The organism is Streptomyces sp. NPDC058579 (assembly GCF_042718575.1).
In the GTDB taxonomy this organism is placed as follows: domain Bacteria; phylum Actinomycetota; class Actinomycetes; order Streptomycetales; family Streptomycetaceae; genus Streptomyces.
Window position 1 is genome coordinate 407,965 of sequence record NZ_JBHXPI010000002.1, and the last position, 20,620, is coordinate 428,584.

Consider the following 20,620-nt stretch of genomic DNA (forward strand, 5'->3'; position numbering starts at 1 on the left):
CGGCTGGTTCTTTTGTTTATACCACACTGTAACGTAATAGTTCAACACAACACCCTTTTTTTGTGGGGGGGCGGGCCGGCCGGCCCCCCCGGCCCCCGCCCGACGGCAGACCCGAGTGAAGCAGAAAGTACGCAAAGTACACCGCCTGCACGAAGGGGAAGCCATGACAGCGACGACCGACGGAAGCGCCGGGGCCATGGGCCCCCGGACGACCGCGGCCAGCGACACCACCACACACGCCCCCGGCGGCCTCGAAGAGGCGGCCGCGCGGGCGACGGAACGCTCCATCGCACACCTGCTCGGCCGCCAGGACGCGGAAGGGTGGTGGAAGGGCGACCTGGAGACCAACGTCACCATGGACGCCGAAGACCTCCTGCTGCGCCAGTTCCTCGGCATCCGGGACGAGGCCACCACCCTCGCCTCCGCCCTGCACATCCGCGGCCAGCAGCGCGAGGACGGCACCTGGGCCACCTTCTACGGCGGACCCGGCGAACTCTCCACCACCATCGAGGCCTACGTCGCGCTCCGCCTGGCGGGCGACCGGCCCGAGGACCCGCACATGGCCCGCGCCGCGGCCTGGATCCGGGACAAGGGAGGGATCGCGGCCGCCCGGGTCTTCACCCGGATCTGGCTCGCCCTCTTCGGCTGGTGGAAGTGGGACGACCTGCCCGAGCTGCCGCCCGAGCTGATCTTCCTGCCCAAGTGGTTCCCGCTCAACATCTACGACTTCGGCTGCTGGGCCCGGCAGACCATCGTGCCGCTCACCGTGGTCTCCGCCAAGCGGCCGGTGCGGCCCGCGCCCTTCGCCCTGGGCGAGCTGCACACCGACCCGGAGCGGCCGAGCCCGGTGAAACCCCTGGCGCCCGCCGCGAGTTGGGACGGCGCCTTCCAGCGGCTCGACAAGGCGCTGCACGTCTACCGCAAGGTGGCGCCGCGCCGGCTGCGCAAGACCGCGATGAACGTCGCCGCCCGCTGGATCGTCGAACGCCAGGAGAACGACGGCTGCTGGGGCGGCATCCAGCCCCCCGCCGTCTACTCCCTGATCGCCCTGCGCCTGCTCGGCTACGACCTGGAACACCCGGTCATGCGGGCAGGACTCGAGTCGCTCGACCGGTTCGCCGTCTGGCGCGAGGACGGATCGCGCATGATCGAGGCCTGCCAGTCGCCCGTCTGGGACACCTGCCTCGCCACGATCGCCCTCGCCGACGCGGGCCTCCCGGCCGACCACCCGGCGCTCGTACGGGCCGCCGACTGGATGCTCGACGAGGAGATCGTCCGCCCCGGTGACTGGACCGTCCGTCGGCCCGGACTGCCCCCGGGCGGCTGGGCGTTCGAGTTCCACAACGACAACTACCCGGACATCGACGACACCGCCGAGGTCATCCTGGCGCTGCGCCGCGTCAAGCACCCCGATCCCTCCAGGACCGAGGCGGCCATCGCGCGAGGCGGCCGCTGGACCCTCGGCATGCAGTCGAAGAACGGCGCGTGGGCCGCCTTCGACGCCGACAACACCAGCCCCTTCCCCAACCGGCTGCCGTTCTGCGACTTCGGCGAGGTCGTCGACCCGCCATCGGCCGACGTCACCGCCCATGTCGTGGAGATGCTCGCCTACGAGGGCAGGGCCCAGCACCCCCGTACCCGCAGGGGAGTCGAGTGGCTGCTCGCCGAACAGGAGCCCAACGGCGCCTGGTTCGGACGCTGGGGCGTCAACTACGTCTACGGGACCGGATCGGTGGTTCCCGCGCTCACCGCCGCCGGGCTGCCCCGCTCCCACCCGGCGATCCGGCGGGCCGTCGCCTGGCTGGAGTCCGTACAGAACGAGGACGGCGGCTGGGGCGAGGACCTGCGGTCGTACAAGCCGCAGCCCTGGCTCGGGCGCCCCGCCTCGACCGCCTCGCAGACCGCCTGGGCGCTGCTCGCCCTGCTCGCGGCCGACGGACGCGACTCCAAGGCGGTGGGACGGGGCGTCGCCTGGCTGGCCGCGACACAGAACGCGGACGGCTCCTGGGACGAGCCGTACTTCACCGGAACCGGCTTCCCCTGGGACTTCTCCATCAACTACCACCTCTACCGGCAGGTCTTCCCGCTCACAGCCCTCGGCCGCTACGTGAACGGCGAACCGACCGTCTCCAGGGAGGCCTGATGGGCGAAGAGCCGGGGCCACCGGCCGGCTCCGCACCGCCGCTGCTGATCGCCTGCGCGCTCGGCATCGAGCAGTTCGCCCTGCGCAGCGGTGACCGGACCGGCGCGCCCGGCCCCTTCACCGTGGTGCGCACCGGCATGGGCCCGGAGCACGCCCGCCGGGGCGTCGCCCGGGCCCTGGACCGGGAGCCCTGGCGGGACGCCGCCGTCATCGCCTCGGGCTTCTGCGCCGGGCTCGCCCCGGGGATACACCCGGGCGACCTGATCGTCGCCGACGAGACCCGGGGCGGCCCGGTCGGCCCGGTCGGCCCGGTCGGCCCGGTCGGCCCGGTCGGCCCGGGCGGATCGGGTGCGCCGGTCGGCCCGGGCGCACCGGTCGGCCACGCCACGGTCACGGCCTGCATCGGGACCGAGCTCCTGGTGAAGGCCCTGACCCGGGCGCTGCCCGGGCGCACCGTCCACACCGGCCCCCTGACCGGCTCCGACCACGTGGTCCGGGGTCACGAGCGGGCCGAGCTTGCGGCCACCGGCGCCATCGCCGTCGACATGGAGTCCGCCGCCACGCTCCGTACCGCGCTGGCGGCCGGACCGCGTCCGGTTGCGGCCGTACGGGTGGTCGTGGACGCTCCAGAACATGAACTGGTCCGGATCGGCACGGTACGCGGGGGAATATCGGCGTTCCGTGTACTTCGTGCCGTCCTTCCCGCATTCTTCGAATGGCACCGTTCTTTGCTGCTCCCCAGGAGGTGAGCTAGTTATGGCCATGCCGCTCCGTCAGACCATCCGGGTCGGGACCTATCTCGTCGAACAGAAGCTCCGCAAGCGGGAAAAGTTCCCGCTCATCGTCGAACTGGAGCCCCTGTTCGCCTGCAACCTCAAGTGCGAGGGCTGCGGAAAGATCCAGCACCCGGCCGGTGTGCTCAAGCAGCGGATGCCGGTCGCCCAGGCCGTCGGCGCTGTCCTGGAGTCCGGGGCGCCGATGGTCTCCATCGCCGGCGGCGAGCCCCTGATGCACCCTCAGATCGACGAGATCGTGCGCCAGTTGGTCGCGAAGAAGAAGTACGTCTTCCTCTGCACCAACGCGATGCTGATGCGCAAGAAGCTGGAGAACTTCACCCCCTCCCGGTACTTCGCCTTCGCGGTGCACATCGACGGGCTGCGCGAGCGGCACGACGAATCCGTAGCCAAGGAGGGCGTGTTCGACGAGGCGGTGGCGGCGATCAAGGAGGCCAAGCGGCAGGGCTTCCGGGTCACCACCAACTCGACCTTCTTCAACACCGACACCCCGCAGACCATCATCGAGGTGCTCAACTACCTCAACGACGACCTCCAGGTCGACGAGATGATGATCTCGCCGGCGTACGCCTACGAGAAGGCACCCGACCAGGAGCACTTCCTCGGCGTCGAGCAGACCCGCGAACTCTTCAAGAAGGCCTTCGCGGGCGGCAACCGGGGCCGGTGGCGCCTCAACCACTCGCCGCTCTTCCTGGACTTCCTGGAGGGCAAGGCGGACTTCCCGTGCACCGCGTGGGCGATCCCGAACTACTCGCTCTTCGGCTGGCAGCGACCCTGCTACCTGATGAGCGACGGCTACGTCCCCACCTACCGGGAGCTGATCGAGGAGACCGACTGGGACAAGTACGGCCGGGGCAAGGACCCGCGCTGCGCCAACTGCATGGCGCACTGCGGCTACGAACCGACCGCCGTCCTCGCCACCATGGGCTCGCTCAAGGAGTCCCTGAGGGCGGCCCGCGAGACCGTCTCCGGCAACCGCGGATGACGTGACGTGACGTGACGTGATGTGACGTGTACGGGAGGGCCCGCGCGCCATCGGGCGCGGCCCTCCCCGTACGGCCGAGGGTGCGGAGCCGAACGACGAAAGGGGGCCGAGCATGACGATTCTGGAGACCATCCGGGGGCCGCGCGACCTCCGGCCGCTGGGCGGCGCCGAGCTCGACGAACTCGCCGAGGAGATCCGGCAGTTCCTGATCCACGCGGTCGCCAGGACGGGCGGCCACCTGGGACCCAACCTCGGCGTGGTGGAGCTGACCCTCGCGCTGCACCGGGTCTTCGACTCGCCCGCCGACCGCATCCTCTGGGACACCGGGCACCAGAGCTACGTCCACAAACTCCTCACCGGGCGCCAGGACTTCTCCAAGCTGCGCTGCAAGGGCGGGCTCTCCGGCTACCCCTCCCGCGAGGAGTCGGTCCACGACGTCATCGAGAACTCGCATGCCTCGACCGTCCTCGGCTGGGCGGACGGTCTCGCCAAGGCGAACAAGGTCCTGAAGAAGGACGACCACGTCGTCGCCGTCATCGGCGACGGAGCCCTGACCGGCGGCATGGCCTGGGAGGCGCTCAACAACATCGCCGCCGCCCCCGACCGGCCCCTGATCGTCGTCGTCAACGACAACGAACGCTCCTACGCGCCCACGATCGGCGGTCTCGCCGACCACCTGGCCGCCCTTCGGACCACGGACGACTACGAGCGGGTGCTCGCCTGGGGCAAGGACGTCCTCCAGCACACCCCCGTGATCGGCCGCCCTCTCTACGGCTCGCTGCACGGCGCCAAGAAGGGGTTCAAGGACACGTTCGCCCCGCAGGGGCTCTTCGAGGACCTGGGGCTGAAGTACGTCGGACCCGTCGACGGTCACGACCTCGCGGCCGTCGAGTCGGCCCTGCGCCGGGCCCAGCGTTTCCACGGGCCGGTCCTGGTGCACTGCCTCACCGAGAAGGGCCGCGGCTACCGCCCCGCCCTGGAGGACGAGGCGGACCGCTTCCACGCCGTCGGCGCCATGGACCCGGTCACCTGCGAACCGCTCGCCCCCTCGGCCGGACCCTCCTGGACCTCCGTCTTCGGTGACGCCATCGCCGAGATCGGGGCCGAGCGGCCGGACGTCGTCGCGCTCACCGCGGCCATGCTCCACCCCGTCGGCCTCACGAAGTTCGCCGAACGCTTCCCCGACCGGGTCTGGGACGTCGGCATCGCCGAGCAGCACGCCGTCGTCTCCGCCGCCGGCCTGGCCACCGGCGGACTCCACCCGGTCGTCGCCGTCTACGCGACCTTCCTCAACCGCGCCTTCGACCAGCTGCTCATGGACGTCGCCCTACACAGGTGCGGCGTCACCTTCGTCCTGGACCGGGCCGGCGTCACCGGCACCGACGGCCCCTCGCACAACGGCATGTGGGACCTCTCCGTCCTCCAGGTCGTGCCCGGTATCCGGATCGCCGCCCCGCGCGACGCCGACCAGCTCCGCGCCCAGCTGCGCGAGGCCGTCGCCGTCGACGACGCCCCGACCGTGCTGCGCTTCCCCAAGGAGACCGTCGGCCCGCCGGTCCCGGCCGTCGGCCGGATCGGCTCGATGGACGTCCTCCTCAGGGACGAGGACCCCGAGGTGCTGCTCGTCGCCGTCGGGGTGATGGCCGAGGTCTGCCTCCAGGCCGCCGACCTCCTGGCCGGACGGGGCGTCCGCTGCACCGTGCTTGACCCCCGCTGGGTCACACCCGTCGACGAGGCCCTCGCTCCGCTCGCCGAACGGCACCGCCTGGTCGCCGTCGTCGAGGACGGTATCCGCACCGGCGGAGTCGGCGCCGCCGTCGGCCGGGCCCTGCGCGACGCGGGCATCGACGTCCCGCTGAGGACCTTCGGGATCCCCGAACAGTTCCTCGCCCACGCCAAGCGCGGCGAGGTCCTCGCCGACCTCGGCCTCACCCCGGTGGAGCTCGCCGGGAACATCAGCGCCGCACTGACCCGGAAGAAGGGGCGATGAGCAAGGAGTTCGACCTCTCGGCACTGCTCGCCGAACGCGGCGCGGAGCGCTACGAGCTGCACGGCCGGTACCTCAACCACCAGCTCCCGCGCATGCTGCACACGATCGGCTTCGACAAGGTCTACGAACGGGCCGAGGGCGCCCACTTCTGGGACGCCGACGGCGAGGACTACCTCGACATGCTGGCCGGCTTCGGCGTCATGGGCCTCGGCCGGCACCACCCCGTCGTCCGCCAAGCCCTCCACGACGTCCTGGACGCCCAGCTCGCCGACCTCACCCGCTTCGACTGCCAGCCGCTGCCGGGCCTGCTCGCCGAGAAGCTGCTCGCCCACAGCCCGCACCTCGACCGGGTCTTCTTCGGCAACAGCGGTACGGAAGCGGTGGAGACCGCCCTCAAGTTCGCCCGGTACGCCACCGGGAAGCCCAGGATCCTCTACTGCGCGCACGCCTTCCACGGCCTGACCACCGGCTCCCTCTCGGTGAACGGGGAGAAGGGCTTCCGGGACGGCTTCACCCCGCTGCTGCCCGACACGGCGATCGCCCTCGGCGACCTCGACGCCCTGGAGCGGGAGCTGCGCAAGGGCGACGTGGCCGGCTTCGTGGTCGAGCCGATCCAGGGCAAGGGGGTGCACGAGGCCCCGCCCGGCTTTCTGCGCGCCGCTCAGGAGCTGCTGCACCGGCACGGGGCCGTGCTGATCGCCGACGAGGTGCAGACCGGGCTCGGCAGGACCGGGGACTTCTACGCGTACCAGCACGAGGAGGGCGTCGAGCCCGATCTGCTCTGTGTCGCCAAGGCCCTCTCCGGCGGGTACGTGCCCGTCGGCGCGACGCTCGGCAAGGACTGGATCTTCAAGAAGGTCTACTCGTCCATGGACCGCGTCCTCGTCCACTCCGCCAGCTTCGGCTCGAACGCCCAGGCCATGGCCGCCGGGCTCGCCGTGCTCGCGGTGATGGAGAACGAGGGGACGGTGGCGCACGCGCGCCGGATCGGCGAGCTGCTCTCCTCGCGTCTGAAGGAGCTCGTGCCGCGCTACGAGCTGCTGCACGAGATCCGCGGGCGCGGGCTGATGATCGGGATCGAGTTCGGCCGGCCCTCGTCGATCGGCCTGCGCAGCCGGTGGACGATGCTGCAGGCCGCCCGGAAGGGTCTCTTCGCGCAGATGGTCGTCGTACCGCTGCTCCAGCGCCACCGGATCCTGACCCAGGTGTCGGGGGACCATCTGGAGGTGATCAAGCTGATCCCGCCGCTGGTCATCGACGAGGCGGACGTGGACCGCTTCGTGACCGCGTTCACGGCGGTCATGGACGACGCCCACGGCGGCGGCGGGCTGATGTGGGACTTCGGGAAGACGCTGGTCAAGCAGGCGGTCGCGCAGCGCTGACGGTCGGCTGGCCCTGCTTCTCGACTCTTGCCGAGTCTCTTTGCCTCTGGGGCAAGAAATTTGCCTCAGAGGAAAAAAACTGGCGGAATGGAGGCATGGAGCACCTCCCCGGAGAGCCGTCCCCGGACCCAGCCGCAGCGGAGGCGACCGCCGTCCTGCCGGACGTCGCGCCGCAGCTGCGAGGACTGCGCCGGCGCCGCGGGCTGACCCTGGAGGCCGCCGCGCAGCGGGCCGGGCTCTCCCCGGCCCATCTCTCCCGACTCGAGACGGGCCACCGCCAGCCCTCGCTCCCGATGCTGCTGGCCCTGGCCCGTATCTACGGTACGACGGTCTCCGCGCTCCTGGGCGAGGTTCCGGCCGAGCGTGATCCGATCGTCCGGGCCGGCCGGTCCGAGCCCGTCGAGGCCGACGGCTGGACCTACCGCCAGGCCGGGGGGCCGGGCCGCGCCCTGCAGGCGCTCCGCGTCCACGTGCCGTACGCCACCCGGGCCGACATCGTGCGCGTCCATCCCGGCGAGGAGTGGCTGTACGTCCTCGACGGCCAGGTGCGCCTCGCGCTCGGCGACGCCGTCCATGTCCTGGACCCCGGGGACAGCGCGCACTTCGACTCGCTCACCCCGCACCGGATCGGCGCCGCCGGGCGCGGCGGGGCCGAGCTGCTCTTCGTCCACACGCTGATGCAGAGCCCCGCCGCCGAGCTGTGCCTCGGCGACGGCGCGCCGCACCTGCGCTGAGCCCTTCGAAGGCCTGATATGGAAAGGACCGATATGTCCGAGAAGTTCAAGCCGGTCACCGGCGAGGAGCGCGAGAACGGCAAGTTCCCCAAGGGGCTGGTCCTCCGGCTCTTCGCGTACCTCGTGGCCGGGCACCTCTTCGCCGGGTTCCTCTATCTGCTGTTCGCCCTGGGCGCGCAGAACCAGTGACACGCGGCAGGTGCGGTCACGCCTCGACGACGAGCCGCTCGCGCAGCCGCGCACGGGTCTCCGGGCTGAGCTTCAGGCCGTCGGTGAGGTAGTTCTCGGCCGTCCCCCAGGTCTGCTCCATCGTCTCGAACGCGGCCCGCAGGTACTCCACCCGCGCGTCGAACAGCGGGCTGATCAGCTCCATCACCTCGGGCGCCATCGCGTCCGAGGCGGAGGAGGCGCGGCGCACCTTGTAGCGGCGGTGCGGGTCGTTCGACTTCACGTAGTCGGCCTCGATCGCCTCGCGCTCGACGCCCACCGCGAGCAGCGAGATGGCGATCGAGAGGCCGGCCCGGTCCTTGCCGGCCGCGCAGTGCATGAGCGCCGGGACGCTGTCCTCGGCGAGCGCGTGCAGGATGCGGCTGTGCTCCGCCGTCCGCTCGACGATCATCTGCCGGTACGAATCGGACATTCGGGTCGCCGCCTTGCCGTCCCCGAGGATCTCGCGGAGCTGCTCCAGCTCGCCGGAGCGGACGAGCTTCCAGAACTCCTTGCCGTCGGCCGGGTCGTTGAGCGGTATGTTCACATTCCGTACACCGGGCAGGTCGACGTCCGGGCCCTCGATCTTGACGTCGGCCTGATTGCGGAAGTCGAAGATCGTGTGCAGCCCGAGGGTGGAGAGGAACGCCGCGTCCTCCTCGGTGGCGTGGGCCAGGTGGCCGCTGCGGAAGAGGCGTCCGAAGCGCACCGCACCACCGTCCACGGTCGGCAGTCCGCCCACATCGCGGAAGTTGCGTACCCCGGTGAGCTCGGGTTCGGTCGACGGGACCTGGGGCAGCTGCTGCGTCACGAGTGCTCCTGAAGGTAGACGGATCGCGATCGGTTCCTGATCGATTCCTGGGGCAATCATCCCGGGTGTCGAGGGCTGTGCGCACCCCTGGGTAAGGGAATGGGCGTTCTGTCCGAATTAAACCCTTCGGTATAACGCGCCCTGGTTGCAGGGGAGATGGGATTCGGGGCGTGAGCAGCGTCTCAAAGGTGACGGACCGTGCCTGATCGTCCGGACCAATTCCCTGGCCGGAAAAGGAAATCGATCCTCCGTCATCCACGGAGGGTGACCGGAATTCGGTACGAATATCACGCCGCTGAATGCGCGTGGAATCGGGCGGCTTGTTCGGCTCGACCCCGCTCGTCTAGCGTCACGCTCAATCCGGTCGGACCGCCGAATCCTGCCACCGCCCGGAATCGAATCCGCACCCATCCACGTACGGCAGGAGCGGGGGACCCAGGTAAGTACGCCGCACCGGTCTGACCGGACGGCTTGGGGTTAAGCCGCGTGAGAACGCGGCCGGACATCTCCAGTCCGAACCCGACAGCTCACCTCGCAGGCGACGGAGAGGAATTCGCCATGCCCGCGAAGGGTAAGCATCGCCGTCCCAAGGTCAACCCGATCACGCGCGGATTCGTCGCCGCCGGCACCGGTGGCGCAGTCGTCGCCCTCCCGCTGCTCGGCGCGACCGGAGCCCACGCCGCCGAGAAGGCCGCTCCGACCGTGACGCCCGAGAAGGCCGTCACCGCCGTCGCCGTCACTCCCGCGAAGGCCCCGGCCGCTCCGGCCGCCGCCCCCGCGGCGAAGCCGAAGACGTACTCCGTCGTCCGCGGCGACTACCTGTCGAAGATCGCCGCCGAGCACGACCTCAACGGTGGCTGGCAGAAGCTCTACGCCGACAACCGCCAGGTCGTCGGCGAGAACCCGTCGCTGATCCTGCCCGGCATGAAGCTCACCCTCGGCGCCAAGTCGACGGCCGCCCCGAAGGCCGCGGCCCCCAAGGCTGCCCCGAAGGCCGCGCCCAAGGCCGCCCCGAAGGCCGAGAAGAAGTCCTCGTCCTCCGACACGAGCGAGTCGCGCGCCTCCCGCTCCTCCGAGCGCACCGCGGCCACCTCCACCCAGGACTCCGCCCCCGCGCAGGCCTCCTCCTCCGGCTGGGTCGCTCCGGTCGGCGGTGGCATCTCCACCCCGTACCGTGCCTCCGGCTCGATGTGGTCCTCCGGCTACCACACCGGTGTCGACTTCATCGCCTCCTCCGGCACCTCGGTGAAGGCCGTCGGCGCGGGCACCGTCCACTCGGCCGGCTGGAGCGGCTCGTACGGCAACGAGGTCGTCATCCAGCACGCCGACGGCACGTACTCCCAGTACGCCCACCTCTCCTCGCTCTCCGTCTCGGCCGGCCAGACCGTCACGGGCGGCCAGCAGATTGGCCTCTCCGGCTCGACCGGCAACTCCAGCGGCCCGCACCTGCACTTCGAGATCCGCACCGGCCCGAGCTACGGCTCGGACATCGACCCGCTGGCGTACCTGCGCCAGCACGGCGTCGGCATCTGACGCCTCCGCGTCACCCGCGTCATCCGCAGCACCCCACAGGGGCCCGGCACTTCGGTGTGCCGGGCCCCTGCGGCGTATTCCGGCTTTGTGGAATCTTGACCGGTGGCGTATCTCACCCGGCGTCAACCCCTCCTTACGGTCGCGTAGGTCACATGTGTAAGGGAAAGATGAACTCCCGTGGCAGACGATTCGAGATCAAGAGACATGAAGGCATTCGGGTCGTACGCGGCGATCGGGGACAGCTTCACCGAGGGCGTGGGAGATCCCGGGCCGGACGGGCAGTACGTCGGCTGGGCGGACCGTTTCGCGGTACTTCTCGCCGACCAATTGCCGGAGCACGACGCGTTCCGTTACGCCAATCTGGCCGTCCGAGGCCGGCTCCTCGACCAGATCGTCGCGGAGCAGGTTCCGAGGGCCAGGGAACTCGCCCCCGACCTGGTGAGTTTCTGCGCGGGCGGCAACGACATCATCCGGCCCGGCACCGACCCGGACGACGTCGCCGAGCGCTTCGAGCGCGCCGTCGCCGACCTGACGTCGGCCGTCGGCACGGTGATGGTGACGACCGGCTTCGACACCCGCGACGTACCCGTGCTGCGGCACCTGCGCGGCAAGATCGCGACGTACACCGCCCACGTCCGGTCCATCGCGGACCGCTACGACTGCCCGGTCCTCGACCTGTGGTCGCTCAAGTCCGTTCAGGACAGGCGGGCCTGGGACGGCGACCGGCTGCACCTCTCGCCGGAGGGGCACACCCGGGTCGCGCTGCGCGCCGCCCAGGTCCTCGGCATGGAGGTGCCGGCCGACCCGGACCAGGCCTGGCCGCCGCTGCCGCCGAGGGGGACCCTGGAGGTCCGCCGCGACGACATCCACTGGGCCAGGGAGTACCTCGTCCCGTGGATCGGGCGGCGGCTGCGGGGCGAGAGCTCGGGCGACGACGTCGCGGCCAAGCGGCCCGACCTCATGCCGCTCGGCGACCTCATGCCTCTCTGAGCAGTCTGTCGGGCGCGGCCGGAGCCGGAGCCGGGATCCGCTCCAGGACCCCGCCGGCGAACACGTCGTACAGCGGCAGCGTCTCCAGGTGGACGTAGCCGATGTGGCAGTCGCAGACGGCGAGCGGGCAGGCGCGCGGGCGCAGGGCGGCACGGTACGAGCCGTCGTACAGGTTGCCGAGCTCGGCCTTGACGAAGTGGCAGCGGCGCACGGTCCCTTCGCCGTCCACGGAGATCACCGACTCGCCGGTCCGGCAGGGCAGCCCGGCGGAGCGGTGCGGACGGCGGCTGTACGGGAAGAGGGGATCGAGGGCCGTCCAGCCCTCGGCCTCCTCGTCGGTGTACGTGTGGCCCTCCGCCGCGTTCACCCAGAGGTAGACCTCGGGCGGGAGGTCCGCGCGCAGCCGCAGAGCGTGCTCCCGGTGCTCGGGCAGGCCGACGACCCCGACGCTGAACCGGGTGCCCCTGGCCGCCAGCTCGCGGCACTTCGCGAGGAAGCGGTCGTACGGCGTCTGGCCGGGATGGTACGTGCACCAGAGCGCGAGGGTCCCGGGGTCGGCCTCGGCCAGCCAGTCGGTGCGGCAGCTCAGATTGGTCTGGATCGCCACCCGATCGATGTGCGGCAGGTGGGACAGCTCGGCGAGGGTGCGCCGGTACCAGGAGCGGACCAGGCCCTCGCCCCACGGCGTGAAGAGGATCCTCAGCCGGTCGCCGGTCTGTTCCGCCGCCCAGGCGGCGAAACGTTCCAGTGCGGCCCGGTCGGCCCGCAGCTGTTCACGGCTGTCGCGGCGCTTGGCGAAGGGGCAGTAGGGGCAGTCGTAGTCGCAGGAGGCGAGCGGCCCCCGGTACAGGATGGTCAGGTCCATGTCGACGCCCTACTTCAGCTCGTAGGCGGCCATCGCCGCCCGGACCGCCGGGGAGAAGAGCGCGGGACCGAGCGCGTCCGAGTGCGCCAGGCCCTCGGCGGAGAGCCGCAGCAGCCCGGCGGGCGCCGCCCGGTCCAGCCAGCCCAGCGCTTCGAACCGGCCCAGCTCGTCGGGGAAGTCCGCGAACGGCGAGGCGCCGAACCGGTCCTGGTACTCCCCGGTCGGCATGCCCTGGGCCTGGAGGAGGGACTGGAGGAGGTGACGGCGGCGGGCCTCGTCCGGCTCGGCCGCTTGGTCCGCCTCGTCCGCCTCGTCCGTGTCGACCCAGCGGCCCACCCGCGCCCGGCCGAAGTCTTCGGTCGCGGTGTAGTCGTCGATGATCGCGCGGATCTCCCGCATCTCGACGGCGTAGTCGAAGGAGTAGTGCAGCGCCGAGGTGTACGAGCGGGCCCCGCAGCCGAGGCCGATCATGCCGTCGGTCTGGCAGGCGTAGTCGTCGGCGCCCTGTGGCGGGGCGTCGGCGCGCCGGAACATGCGCATCGACACCTGCTCGTAGCCGCGGGCGAGCAGATGGTCCCGGCCGTGGCGGTAGAGCCGCAGCCGCTGCTCGTCCCAGTCGCGGTCGGCGGTCGCCGAGAGCCGGCCGAGGCCGGTGAGGGGACGGACGTACAGCGGGTAGAGGTAGAGCTCCTCCGGGTGCCAGGCGAGGGCGGCGTCGAGCGATTGGGTCCAGGTTCTTTCGGTCTGGCCGTCGATGCCGTAGATCAGGTCGATGTTGAGGACGGGGACGCCGGTCTCGCGGATCCGGCCGAGTGCGGCCTCGACCTCGGCGCGGCGCTGGGGACGCACGGCGGCGCGGGCCTCCGCCTCCACGAAGCTCTGCACGCCGATGCTGAGGCGGGTGGCCCCGCGCTCGGCGAGGACCGCGAGCCGGTCGGCGGTCGCGGTCGACGGGGAGGTCTCGACGGAGAGGGGGACGGCGCGCAGGTCGACGCCCATCCGCTTCTCGGCGATGTCGCAGAGCCGCTCCAGCTCGTCGGCGGTGAGGAAGGTGGGGGTACCGCCGCCGAAGGCGGCCGTGGCGAAGCGGACGGGCTCGGCGTCGCCGAGCGCTTCGCGGACGGTGGTCGCCTGGCGGTCGAGGGCGTCGAGGTAGCGGGTCGTCAGCTCGTCCGGGGCACCGATCCGGGTGAAGAGGTTGCAGAAGCCGCAGCGGATCTCGCAGAACGGTATGTGGGCGTAGAGGGAGAGCGCGTCCTTCGGCTCGTCCCGCCAGAGCGCGGCGAGGGAGGGCGCCGGGTCGGGGAGCGGCCGGTACGCCGTCTTGTGCGGGTAGGCGTAGACGTAACTCTCGTACGGTCGGGGCGACTCGGTCATGCGTGAGCCTCCGAGCGCGGTCCGGACAGGAGGAAGTGGGCGTACGGGACGTTCCAGACGACCTCGTGGCCGAGCCGGTGACCGGTGAAGCCGTCCTCTCCGTACGCGGTGCCGTGGTCCGAGCAGACGATCGCGAAGCAGGGGCGGCGGCTGCTCATCGCGGCGAAGAGGCGGCCGATGTGCCGGTCCACGTACTCCAGGGCCGCCGCGTGCGAGGCGCGGGTGTCGCCGGACTCCCGGGTCGCGCCGGGGAGATGGAACCAGTTGGGCTGGTGCAGCGCGGAGACGTTCACGAAGAGGAAGAGCCGCTGCTCGGCGGGGAGCGCGGCGACGATCTCCTCGGCCCTCGTCACCTGGGACTCGAAGGAGGTGGGGGAGGCGACGCCGAAGGCGGGCTCCCAGTGGCTCTCCTCGAAGAGCCCCGGCAGAACCGAACCGAGCGGGCCCTGCCCGTTGAAGAACCCGACACCGCCGACGCACGCGGTGCGGTAGCCGTGTTTGGCGAGGCCGGTGACGAGGTCGGGGGTGTCGTACACGAACGTGCCGTCGGCGGTGGTCTCGCTGCCCGCGAACCGCGCGGCGAAGAGGCGGGGGTGCGGACCCGGGGCGGCCGGGGTCGGCAGGAAACCGGCGAAGATCGCCTGGTGGGAGGCGTACGTGAAGCTTCCTGGGGCGTGTCGGCGTTCCCAGCGGCTGTCCGGGAGGTGCCGGGCCAGGTTCGGGATGCGGCCCGCGGCGGCGAGTTCGGCGGCCACGTCGTACCGGAGGGTGTCGAGCGTGACCAGGAGGAGGTCGTGGCTGCCCACGATCTCGTTCATGTCGGGTGCGTGCTGCCGGTTCACGTGGTGCTCGTTCCTGTGGTGCGGGTGGTGCGGTTGTTGTTGCCGCTTAGGAGTGCGGTGACCTGGGCGGCGTAGGTGTCCTGGCCTTCGGCGCCGCTGCCCGGCAGGCCGGTGAGGCCGGGGAGGAGGTCGCCGAAGGCGTTGACTTCGCCGACGGCGAAGCGCCGCCAGCCGACGGCCGGCAGGAGGTCGATGCCGACGCACCGCGTGCCAGGGAAGGCGTCGGCCGCCCGCTCGCACACCTCCAGCGCGTCCGCCCACCGCCCGCCCGCGGCAGAGACGGCCGCGCGCACGGCGCCCAGGTCGCCCCGGGCGCCGCCGAGATGGAGGTTGGTCATCGGGGAGCGGCTGGTCCGCACGACGGCGTGGGTCGCGCGCCCGTCGATCACGACCACCCGCAGATCGGCCGCCCGGCCGTGCTGCGCCGCCTTCGGCAGCCAGCGCTCGATGTGCAGACCGTCCGGGGCGAGCGCGTCCACGATCGCGGCGACCTCGCGCTCGGTCGTGTAGCGGCGCACCCGGAGGGAGTTGAAGAGGCATCCGTCCGGGGCCCGTTCCACGGAGGTGGTGGCCTGGACGCGTCCGGTGCCGTTCGTCTCCACGGCCAGGACCCCCGAGGCTGACGAGCCGTGCGCGAGCTTCACGAAGACCCGGGGCAGCTCCGCGGCCGCCATGAGGGAGCGGACGTCCGCCCAGTCCCGTACGGGCGGACCGGCCGCCCCGGACGTCGGCGAGTCCGGCACCGGAACCCCGGCCGCGCGCAGCCGGGCGTGGGCGAGCCGCTTGTCGAAGAGCACCGCCGGCTCGGCGGGGTCGTCGACCAGGACGGCCCCCGCGTCGCCGACGGTCCGGGCGAGCCGCGCCGTGGCGGCCGTGAACGCCGCGTACCAGCGGGCCGTTCCCTCGACCCGGGTCGGGTCGTCCGTGCCGCGCAGCAGCCGCTCGACCTCCGGGTCCTCGCCCGGCGACTCGAGCCGTACCGTCTCGCCCGGGTGGAACCTTCCCCCGCCCCGCAGCACGTCGAGCCAGGGCTCGACCCGCGCCTCGGGCAGCCCGGCCGCCCGCACCGCGTCGCGGAAGTACGCGACCCGGCGGTTGCCCGGGTTGCCGACGACGACGAGCCGCGCGGACTTCCCTAGCGGCGCGTGCGTGAGCCGCGCGTGCACGGGTGGTGCGTACGGGAGCGGCGCGTGTGCGAGGGGCGTGTGTGCCGGGGGCGGGGGAGAGGTCATTCGGCGACCGCGACGTACCGGAAGACCTCGCCGTCACCGTCGTCCTCGGGCTCCTGCGCGTCGCCGACGTCGACCGTCACCCCGTAGGGGGTGAGGGCGTCGACGATCCGCTCGCTCATCTTCTCGCTGAGGTAGTGGTGGGAGAGGTCGAGGTGCGTGAGGTGGGTGAGCGGCTGGCCCACGAGCAGCGCCTCGGCGCCCTCGTCGGTGAGCGTGCCCATCGACAGGTCGAGCCGGTCGAGCCGGGCGACCACCGGGGCGCCCGCCACGGCGGCGGCGATCTCGTCCTGGAGGACGCTGTTGCGCAGCGCGAGATCGCGGAGGGCGGGGAAGCCGGTGCCGGCGAGCACCGGCGCCAGGTCGTCGACCGTGGCGTCGCCGCCGTACTCGTCCGTGCCGAGCCAGAGGTCCAGCTTCTCCAGAGCGGGCAGGTCGCTGCCCGCGATGCCGCGCACGACGTCGGCGCCGAGACCGCCCGTCTCGACCACGAGAGCGCGCAGTTCGGTGTGCCGGACGGCCGGGAAGGCGAGCTCCGTGCCGCCGCGCACACCCAGCTCCCGCAGGCGGGGGTAGGCGGCGAGGAGCGGCGTCACGTCGGACTGCTGGATCCAGGAGATCTCGCAGTCCTCGAACGTCATGTCCCCGAGGAACAGCGCCTCCAGGGAGACGAGCCGGTCCTCGGCGGCCGCGACCAGCGCGGTCACGATCGGCGCGGACGAGGAGTCGTACGCCTCGTCCCAGCCGCCGACGACCAGGGCGCGGACCCGCCGCGTGTCGACGCCGGCGAGGAACCGGGCGAAGACCTTCTCCCACTGCTCGTCCTCCGGGCCGCAGTACGTCGGGCCGGAGACCCGCCAGGCCACGGAGGCCGGGTCCGGCAGTTCGACGGCGGCATCACGGTCCGGGAAGTCGAACACGGGCAGGCCGTGGAACTCCTGCATATCTCCCGAGATGGTCATGAATGCTCCAGACACCGGACGGCGTTGATCTGCTGACGCGAGCAGTTGTACCAACCCCCACCGACAACGCGGGGCGCGGGGGCGGTCGGAGGCTGTTGTCGAGGCCGTTGTCAGTGGCTCCCTCTAGCGTCGAATGCGTGGTCGACACAGACCGTGCCCACCACGGAGGGGAGAGCCATGTACCGGCAGGGAGACGTGCTGATCGTGCCCGTCACGGAGACGGCGGTGCCCGCGCACGCCAAGGACGCGGCGGGGGAGCCGAGAGACACCCGGGGGCGGCTGGTCCTCGCGCTCGGCGAGGTGACCGGGCACGCCCACGCGATCCCGGGGCCCGGACGACTGGTGCGGGAGCCCGGACCGTTCGGACCGTTCCTGCTCGAACTGCCCACGGGCGGCCGGGTGGTGCACGAGGAGCACGCCCCGATTCCGCTGCCGAAGGGCTGGTACCGGGTGGTGCGGCAGCGGGAGTACACACCGGGCGCGTACCGGATCGTCGCGGACTGACACAGACAGTGACACCGACACAGACACCGGCAATGACACCGACTGGGGGAGAGATGAACGGGACACCGATGACGGTGGACAGGTGGCGGGCCGTCGCGGCCGCCACCGGAGCGGCCGACCGGGCGGCGGCGGAGGTGGGGGTACGGCTCGCCTATGCCACGGCCGGGCTCGCGGCGCCGGAGCGGATCGTCTGGGCGGCCTCGCCCCGGGCGGCGGTCGCGCTCGTGCGCGAACTGACCGACGCGGGCGCCTCGGTACGGGACGAGGTCCGCACCCGGCCCTGGGCGGAGGAGCGCCGAAGGGTCCACGACGAGCTCGGTCCCCGGGGCTGGACGGCGCTGTGGTCCAGCACCGGGGCGCCGCTCTGGGACACCACGAGGGCCCTGGCGGACCGGATACGGGCGGCGGTGGTGGCCGCGGCCGTGGACGAGCTCGGCGGGGACTCCGACGGAGCTGCCGCTGAGGAAGCGGCCGCCGTGCGGCTCGTGCTGCTCGACGCGGTCCTGGGCCAGCACGACGCGGCGTGGCTCGCGGCCTTCGACGGGCGGGGCGACCGCCTCGCCGGGCTCACGGCGGTCGCCGAGAACGCGGGCTGGTGGTGGCCGTACGAGAAGGTCGCCGTGATGTGCGAACGGCCCGTCGAGCTGCACCGGGACGAGGCCGGCCGGCTCGACCGGGGCGACGGCCCGGCGCTGGCCTACGGCGACGGCTTCGCGCTGCACGCCTGGCGGGGCATGGCCGTGCCGGCGGAGTTCCTCGCCGATCTCGGCGGGCTCACCCCGGAGCGCATACGCGGCGAGGAGAACGCCGAACTGCGCCGCGTGATGCTGGAGTTCTACGGCTACGAGCGCTACCTCGCCGAGTCCGGCGCGCAGCCGGTGGCCCGGGACGAGACGGGCGTGCTCTGGCGGATCGAGCTCGTGGACGACGAGGACGTGGTCATGGTCGAGGTCGTCAACGCGACGCCGGAGCCGGACGGGACCTTCCGTACGTACTGGCTGAGGGTGCCGCCCCGCACGAGGACCGCCCGCGAGGGCGTCGCCTGGACCTTCGGGCTCGCGGAGACGGCGTACGAGCCGCTTGTGCAGACGTGAGCGGGTGCGGGGTGCGGTGTGCCGGGTCCGGGTGCCGCGTGCTGGGTGACCGGGCGGCCGGGCGGTCGTGGCGCCCTGGGAGGTGACCGGGCGGCCGCGGCGCCGTCGGCGGGGTGGGCGACTGGTGCGGCCGGGCGGGTGACAAAAGGCGGCTGTGGCCCCCTGGTCGGGGGCGGGTGACCAAGGCCGGTTCGTGGCGCCCTGGGCGGAGGCTCTATGCCGTCGGCGGGGGATTCGGTGACGCGTCCAGGGACGCAAGCCCGAGCTCCCGGGCCAGGGCGGCGTCGGCCCACTCCAGCATGGCGGCGCGGGAGAGGGATCCGGCGTACGAGGTCATCTGCACGGCGAGCCCGTCCAGAAAGGCGGTCAGCCGCCAGGCGGCGGCCGCCGGGTCGGCGCACGGGAACTCGCCGGCCGCCGCGCCCTCGGCGATCACCCGGGTCAGGGCCGCCTTCCACTGCTGGTCGAGCGCCCCGGCGACCTCGCGGAGCGCCGGTTCCCGCAGGCAGGCAGCCCAGCCCTCGATCCAGAGCCGCCAGCCCTTGGCCTGCCCGGTCGGCGCGTACCACCGGACGGCCGCCCGCAGGCGGCGCAGGGCGGTGGTCCGGCGCCCCAGGAGCCTGCGCAGATGCTCGAGGTCGGCCTCTGCGGCGTACGCGAACGCCTCCGCGACGAGCTTCTCCTTGGTCGAGAAGTGGTAGAGCACCAGCGCGTTGCTGACCCCGAGCGCGCTGGCGACATCGGCGATCCGGACGGCCGCCACGCCCCGCTCCTCGATCTGCTCGACGGCGGCGCGGAGCAGCTCATCCCGCCGCTCCGCCACGCTCAACCGCACTCTCGCCACGGCGGCAGCCTACACAGACCATGCCAAAGGCATGATCATCTTCGCGCCGGGTCGCGGTAACGTCCAGGCCGGTTCCCGGTCGCTTCCCCGTCGCTTGCCGGTCCCTTCCCGGTCGGTCCCTGCCGGTCGCCGGTGAGTACCAGCCGTCAGTACCAGCCGTACCGCTCCGCGATCTCCGGCAGCCGCTCCTCGACCAGCGCGTGGGCAGCGGCGCGCGGCGTGGAGCCGTCCGCGTCCGCCCGGTCCAGCATCCGGCCGACCAGGGCGCGCATGGCCTCACGGATGTGGGCGAAGGCCTCGTCCGGGTCGGCGCCGATGTCGCCGAAGAGGGTCCACCACCACCAGGCGTTGGTGGCGGAGTTCACCACGACGTCGGGCAGGACCGTGATCCCGCGCGCGGCAAGGAGCTGCTCCGCGTCGGGGAGGACGGGCATGTTGGCCGCCTCGACGATCCAGCGGGCGGTGATCCTCGCCTGGTTCCGGGTGTCGATCGCGTACGAGACGGCGGCCGGGACCAGCACCTCCGCGTCGGCCGCGAGCCAGGCGTCGCCGGGCTCCTCCCGGTCCCCGGGCCGCAGCACGGCGCGGTCCACGGTGCCGTGCGCGTCGCGCGCCGCCAGGAGCGCCTCGACGTCCAGGCCGTCCGGGTTGGTGATCGTGCCTCGTACGTCGGCCACCGCCACGATCGTGAGCCCGGCCCGGGCCAGGAAGCGTGCCGTGGCCCCGCCCATGGTCCCGAAGCCCTGTACGGAGACGCGGGTGCCGGAGTACGGCCTGCCCGCCCGCTCCAGGGCCACCAGGACCGATTCGGCGACCCCGCAGCCGCCCGCGAGCTCGTCGAGGCCGATACCGTCCACCTCGGCCTCGAACGCGTCCGCGAGCCTGCGCCGGGCCCGCGCCTCGTCGTCCAGGAGCGGGTAGACGGCCTGGATCGAGGAGACGAGCCCCGCCTCGGCCGCCGCCCTGTCGACCAGGTCCTGGGTCAGGCCGAGGTCCTCGCCGGTGGTCCAGAAGCGTTCGATGTAGGGGCGCATCGCCCGCAGGTAGCGGACCAGGACGCCGTACGCCTCGGGCGAGCGGGGATCGCAGTCGATGCCGCCCTTGGCGCCGCCCAGGGGGACGTACCGGCTCTTCGGGTCGTAGTGCAGGGCCTCCTTCATGGTCATCCCGCGCGCGAGCCCGGCCACCTCCGCCGACGTGCAGCCCTCACGCATCCGCAGCCCACCGCTGCACACGCCGCGCACCAGCCGGTCGATCACCAGATGACCCTGTCGGCCGGTGACGGGGTCCGACCAGGTCAGCGAGATCAGAGGGGCGGTACTCATGGGCGTTCT

The 20,620-nt window shown here is 72.2% G+C and carries 19 protein-coding genes and 1 riboswitch; of the genes, 11 read left to right on the top strand and 8 right to left on the bottom strand.

Going from position 1 to position 20,620, the window contains the following annotated elements; genetic code table 11:
- The first annotated feature begins 163 nt into the window (after positions 1-163).
- From shc to ACFWRO_RS04755, 7 genes are all read left to right on the top strand, one after another.
- Entirely contained in the window at positions 164-2,143 is a 1,980-nt protein-coding gene (gene shc, locus ACFWRO_RS04725) for a squalene--hopene cyclase (RefSeq protein WP_384504285.1), read from the top strand.
- The gene (locus ACFWRO_RS04730; RefSeq protein ID WP_384504287.1) at positions 2,143-2,892 is read left to right on the top strand and encodes a 1-hydroxy-2-methyl-2-butenyl 4-diphosphate reductase; all 750 of its coding nucleotides are present in this window, start codon (positions 2,143-2,145) and stop codon (positions 2,890-2,892) included. Before shc ends, ACFWRO_RS04730 begins: the two co-directional genes overlap by 1 nt.
- Positions 2,893-2,899: 7 nt before the next feature.
- On the top strand, positions 2,900-3,922 hold the full coding sequence (gene hpnH, locus ACFWRO_RS04735) for an adenosyl-hopene transferase HpnH (RefSeq protein WP_384504289.1): 1,023 nt from the start codon (positions 2,900-2,902) through the stop codon (positions 3,920-3,922).
- A 112-nt stretch (positions 3,923-4,034) separates the two neighbouring features.
- A complete protein-coding gene (dxs, locus tag ACFWRO_RS04740; RefSeq protein ID WP_384504291.1) occupies positions 4,035-5,912 on the top strand; it encodes a 1-deoxy-D-xylulose-5-phosphate synthase in 1,878 nt (625 codons plus the stop codon).
- Positions 5,909-7,294, top strand: a complete 1,386-nt coding sequence (locus ACFWRO_RS04745) for an aspartate aminotransferase family protein (protein ID WP_384504293.1) — start codon at positions 5,909-5,911, stop codon at positions 7,292-7,294. Before dxs ends, ACFWRO_RS04745 begins: the two co-directional genes overlap by 4 nt.
- Before the next feature lie 95 nt (positions 7,295-7,389).
- Complete coding sequence (locus tag ACFWRO_RS04750) at positions 7,390-8,028, top strand: helix-turn-helix domain-containing protein (RefSeq protein WP_384504295.1); 639 nt, start codon at positions 7,390-7,392, stop codon at positions 8,026-8,028.
- Between the two features lie 33 nt (positions 8,029-8,061).
- A complete protein-coding gene (locus ACFWRO_RS04755) occupies positions 8,062-8,217 on the top strand; it encodes a DUF6126 family protein (protein ID WP_384504297.1) in 156 nt (51 codons plus the stop codon).
- Positions 8,218-8,233: 16 nt separating this feature from the next.
- On the opposite strand, the gene ACFWRO_RS04760 is transcribed toward ACFWRO_RS04755, so the two are convergent.
- Positions 8,234-9,046: a tyrosine-protein phosphatase gene (locus ACFWRO_RS04760; protein WP_384504299.1), complete on the bottom strand. Its 813-nt coding sequence runs from the start codon at positions 9,044-9,046 to the stop codon at positions 8,234-8,236.
- 394 nt (positions 9,047-9,440) lie between these two features.
- A riboswitch (cyclic di-AMP (ydaO/yuaA leader) is annotated at positions 9,441-9,600 on the top strand.
- A gap of 4 nt (positions 9,601-9,604) precedes the next feature.
- Here ACFWRO_RS04760 and ACFWRO_RS04765 point away from each other — a divergent pair.
- Positions 9,605-10,579, top strand: a complete 975-nt coding sequence (locus tag ACFWRO_RS04765; RefSeq protein ID WP_384504301.1) for a peptidoglycan DD-metalloendopeptidase family protein — start codon at positions 9,605-9,607, stop codon at positions 10,577-10,579.
- A gap of 177 nt (positions 10,580-10,756) precedes the next feature.
- Positions 10,757-11,569 carry an SGNH/GDSL hydrolase family protein gene (locus ACFWRO_RS04770; RefSeq protein ID WP_384504303.1) on the top strand — a complete coding sequence of 271 codons (813 nt, stop codon included), beginning with the start codon at positions 10,757-10,759 and terminating at the stop codon, positions 11,567-11,569.
- Here ACFWRO_RS04770 and ACFWRO_RS04775 read toward each other — a convergent pair.
- From ACFWRO_RS04775 to ACFWRO_RS04795, 5 genes are all read right to left on the bottom strand, one after another.
- The gene (locus tag ACFWRO_RS04775; RefSeq protein ID WP_384504306.1) at positions 11,556-12,434 is read right to left on the bottom strand and encodes an STM4011 family radical SAM protein; all 879 of its coding nucleotides are present in this window, start codon (positions 12,432-12,434) and stop codon (positions 11,556-11,558) included. The two genes, ACFWRO_RS04770 and ACFWRO_RS04775, sit on opposite strands and share 14 nt — an antisense overlap.
- A gap of 9 nt (positions 12,435-12,443) precedes the next feature.
- Positions 12,444-13,811, bottom strand: a complete 1,368-nt coding sequence (locus ACFWRO_RS04780) for an STM4012 family radical SAM protein (protein WP_384504308.1) — start codon at positions 13,809-13,811, stop codon at positions 12,444-12,446.
- On the bottom strand, positions 13,808-14,629 hold the full coding sequence (locus ACFWRO_RS04785) for an STM4013/SEN3800 family hydrolase (RefSeq protein WP_384504310.1): 822 nt from the start codon (positions 14,627-14,629) through the stop codon (positions 13,808-13,810). The genes ACFWRO_RS04780 and ACFWRO_RS04785 overlap by 4 nt, the downstream gene beginning before the upstream one ends.
- Positions 14,630-14,649: 20 nt before the next feature.
- Positions 14,650-15,819, bottom strand: coding sequence for an STM4014 family protein (locus tag ACFWRO_RS04790; protein ID WP_384504311.1), 1,170 nt, complete (start codon positions 15,817-15,819; stop codon positions 14,650-14,652).
- A 62-nt stretch (positions 15,820-15,881) separates the two neighbouring features.
- Positions 15,882-16,844: an STM4015 family protein gene (locus ACFWRO_RS04795; protein ID WP_384504313.1), complete on the bottom strand. Its 963-nt coding sequence runs from the start codon at positions 16,842-16,844 to the stop codon at positions 15,882-15,884.
- A 177-nt stretch (positions 16,845-17,021) separates the two neighbouring features.
- Between ACFWRO_RS04795 and ACFWRO_RS04800 the strand changes: the two genes are divergently transcribed.
- Complete coding sequence (locus ACFWRO_RS04800; protein ID WP_384504315.1) at positions 17,022-17,348, top strand: hypothetical protein; 327 nt, start codon at positions 17,022-17,024, stop codon at positions 17,346-17,348.
- A 53-nt stretch (positions 17,349-17,401) separates the two neighbouring features.
- The gene (locus tag ACFWRO_RS04805; protein ID WP_384504317.1) at positions 17,402-18,442 is read left to right on the top strand and encodes a DUF6745 domain-containing protein; all 1,041 of its coding nucleotides are present in this window, start codon (positions 17,402-17,404) and stop codon (positions 18,440-18,442) included.
- A 214-nt stretch (positions 18,443-18,656) separates the two neighbouring features.
- On the opposite strand, the gene ACFWRO_RS04810 is transcribed toward ACFWRO_RS04805, so the two are convergent.
- A complete protein-coding gene (locus ACFWRO_RS04810; protein ID WP_384504319.1) occupies positions 18,657-19,286 on the bottom strand; it encodes a TetR/AcrR family transcriptional regulator in 630 nt (209 codons plus the stop codon).
- Positions 19,287-19,432: 146 nt separating this feature from the next.
- Entirely contained in the window at positions 19,433-20,611 is a 1,179-nt protein-coding gene (locus ACFWRO_RS04815) for a Glu/Leu/Phe/Val dehydrogenase dimerization domain-containing protein (RefSeq protein ID WP_384504320.1), read from the bottom strand.
- Positions 20,612-20,620 lie beyond the last annotated feature (9 nt).

What these genes read in the sequence shown, in the direction of transcription:
- ACFWRO_RS04800 (WP_384504315.1), top strand. Translation starts at nt 17,022, where the DNA reads ATGTACCGGCAGGGAGACGTGCTGATCGTGCCCGTCACGGAGACGGCG.
- ACFWRO_RS04785 (WP_384504310.1), bottom strand. Translation starts at nt 14,629, where the DNA reads ATGAACGAGATCGTGGGCAGCCACGACCTCCTCCTGGTCACGCTCGAC.
- ACFWRO_RS04805 (WP_384504317.1), top strand. Translation starts at nt 17,402, where the DNA reads ATGAACGGGACACCGATGACGGTGGACAGGTGGCGGGCCGTCGCGGCC.
- ACFWRO_RS04815 (WP_384504320.1), bottom strand. Translation starts at nt 20,611, where the DNA reads ATGAGTACCGCCCCTCTGATCTCGCTGACCTGGTCGGACCCCGTCACC.
- shc (WP_384504285.1), top strand. Translation starts at nt 164, where the DNA reads ATGACAGCGACGACCGACGGAAGCGCCGGGGCCATGGGCCCCCGGACG.
- ACFWRO_RS04730 (WP_384504287.1), top strand. Translation starts at nt 2,143, where the DNA reads ATGGGCGAAGAGCCGGGGCCACCGGCCGGCTCCGCACCGCCGCTGCTG.
- ACFWRO_RS04750 (WP_384504295.1), top strand. Translation starts at nt 7,390, where the DNA reads ATGGAGCACCTCCCCGGAGAGCCGTCCCCGGACCCAGCCGCAGCGGAG.
- ACFWRO_RS04745 (WP_384504293.1), top strand. Translation starts at nt 5,909, where the DNA reads ATGAGCAAGGAGTTCGACCTCTCGGCACTGCTCGCCGAACGCGGCGCG.
- ACFWRO_RS04755 (WP_384504297.1), top strand. Translation starts at nt 8,062, where the DNA reads ATGTCCGAGAAGTTCAAGCCGGTCACCGGCGAGGAGCGCGAGAACGGC.
- ACFWRO_RS04795 (WP_384504313.1), bottom strand. Translation starts at nt 16,844, where the DNA reads ATGACCATCTCGGGAGATATGCAGGAGTTCCACGGCCTGCCCGTGTTC.
- dxs (WP_384504291.1), top strand. Translation starts at nt 4,035, where the DNA reads ATGACGATTCTGGAGACCATCCGGGGGCCGCGCGACCTCCGGCCGCTG.
- hpnH (WP_384504289.1), top strand. Translation starts at nt 2,900, where the DNA reads ATGGCCATGCCGCTCCGTCAGACCATCCGGGTCGGGACCTATCTCGTC.
- ACFWRO_RS04775 (WP_384504306.1), bottom strand. Translation starts at nt 12,434, where the DNA reads ATGGACCTGACCATCCTGTACCGGGGGCCGCTCGCCTCCTGCGACTAC.
- ACFWRO_RS04780 (WP_384504308.1), bottom strand. Translation starts at nt 13,811, where the DNA reads ATGACCGAGTCGCCCCGACCGTACGAGAGTTACGTCTACGCCTACCCG.
- ACFWRO_RS04765 (WP_384504301.1), top strand. Translation starts at nt 9,605, where the DNA reads ATGCCCGCGAAGGGTAAGCATCGCCGTCCCAAGGTCAACCCGATCACG.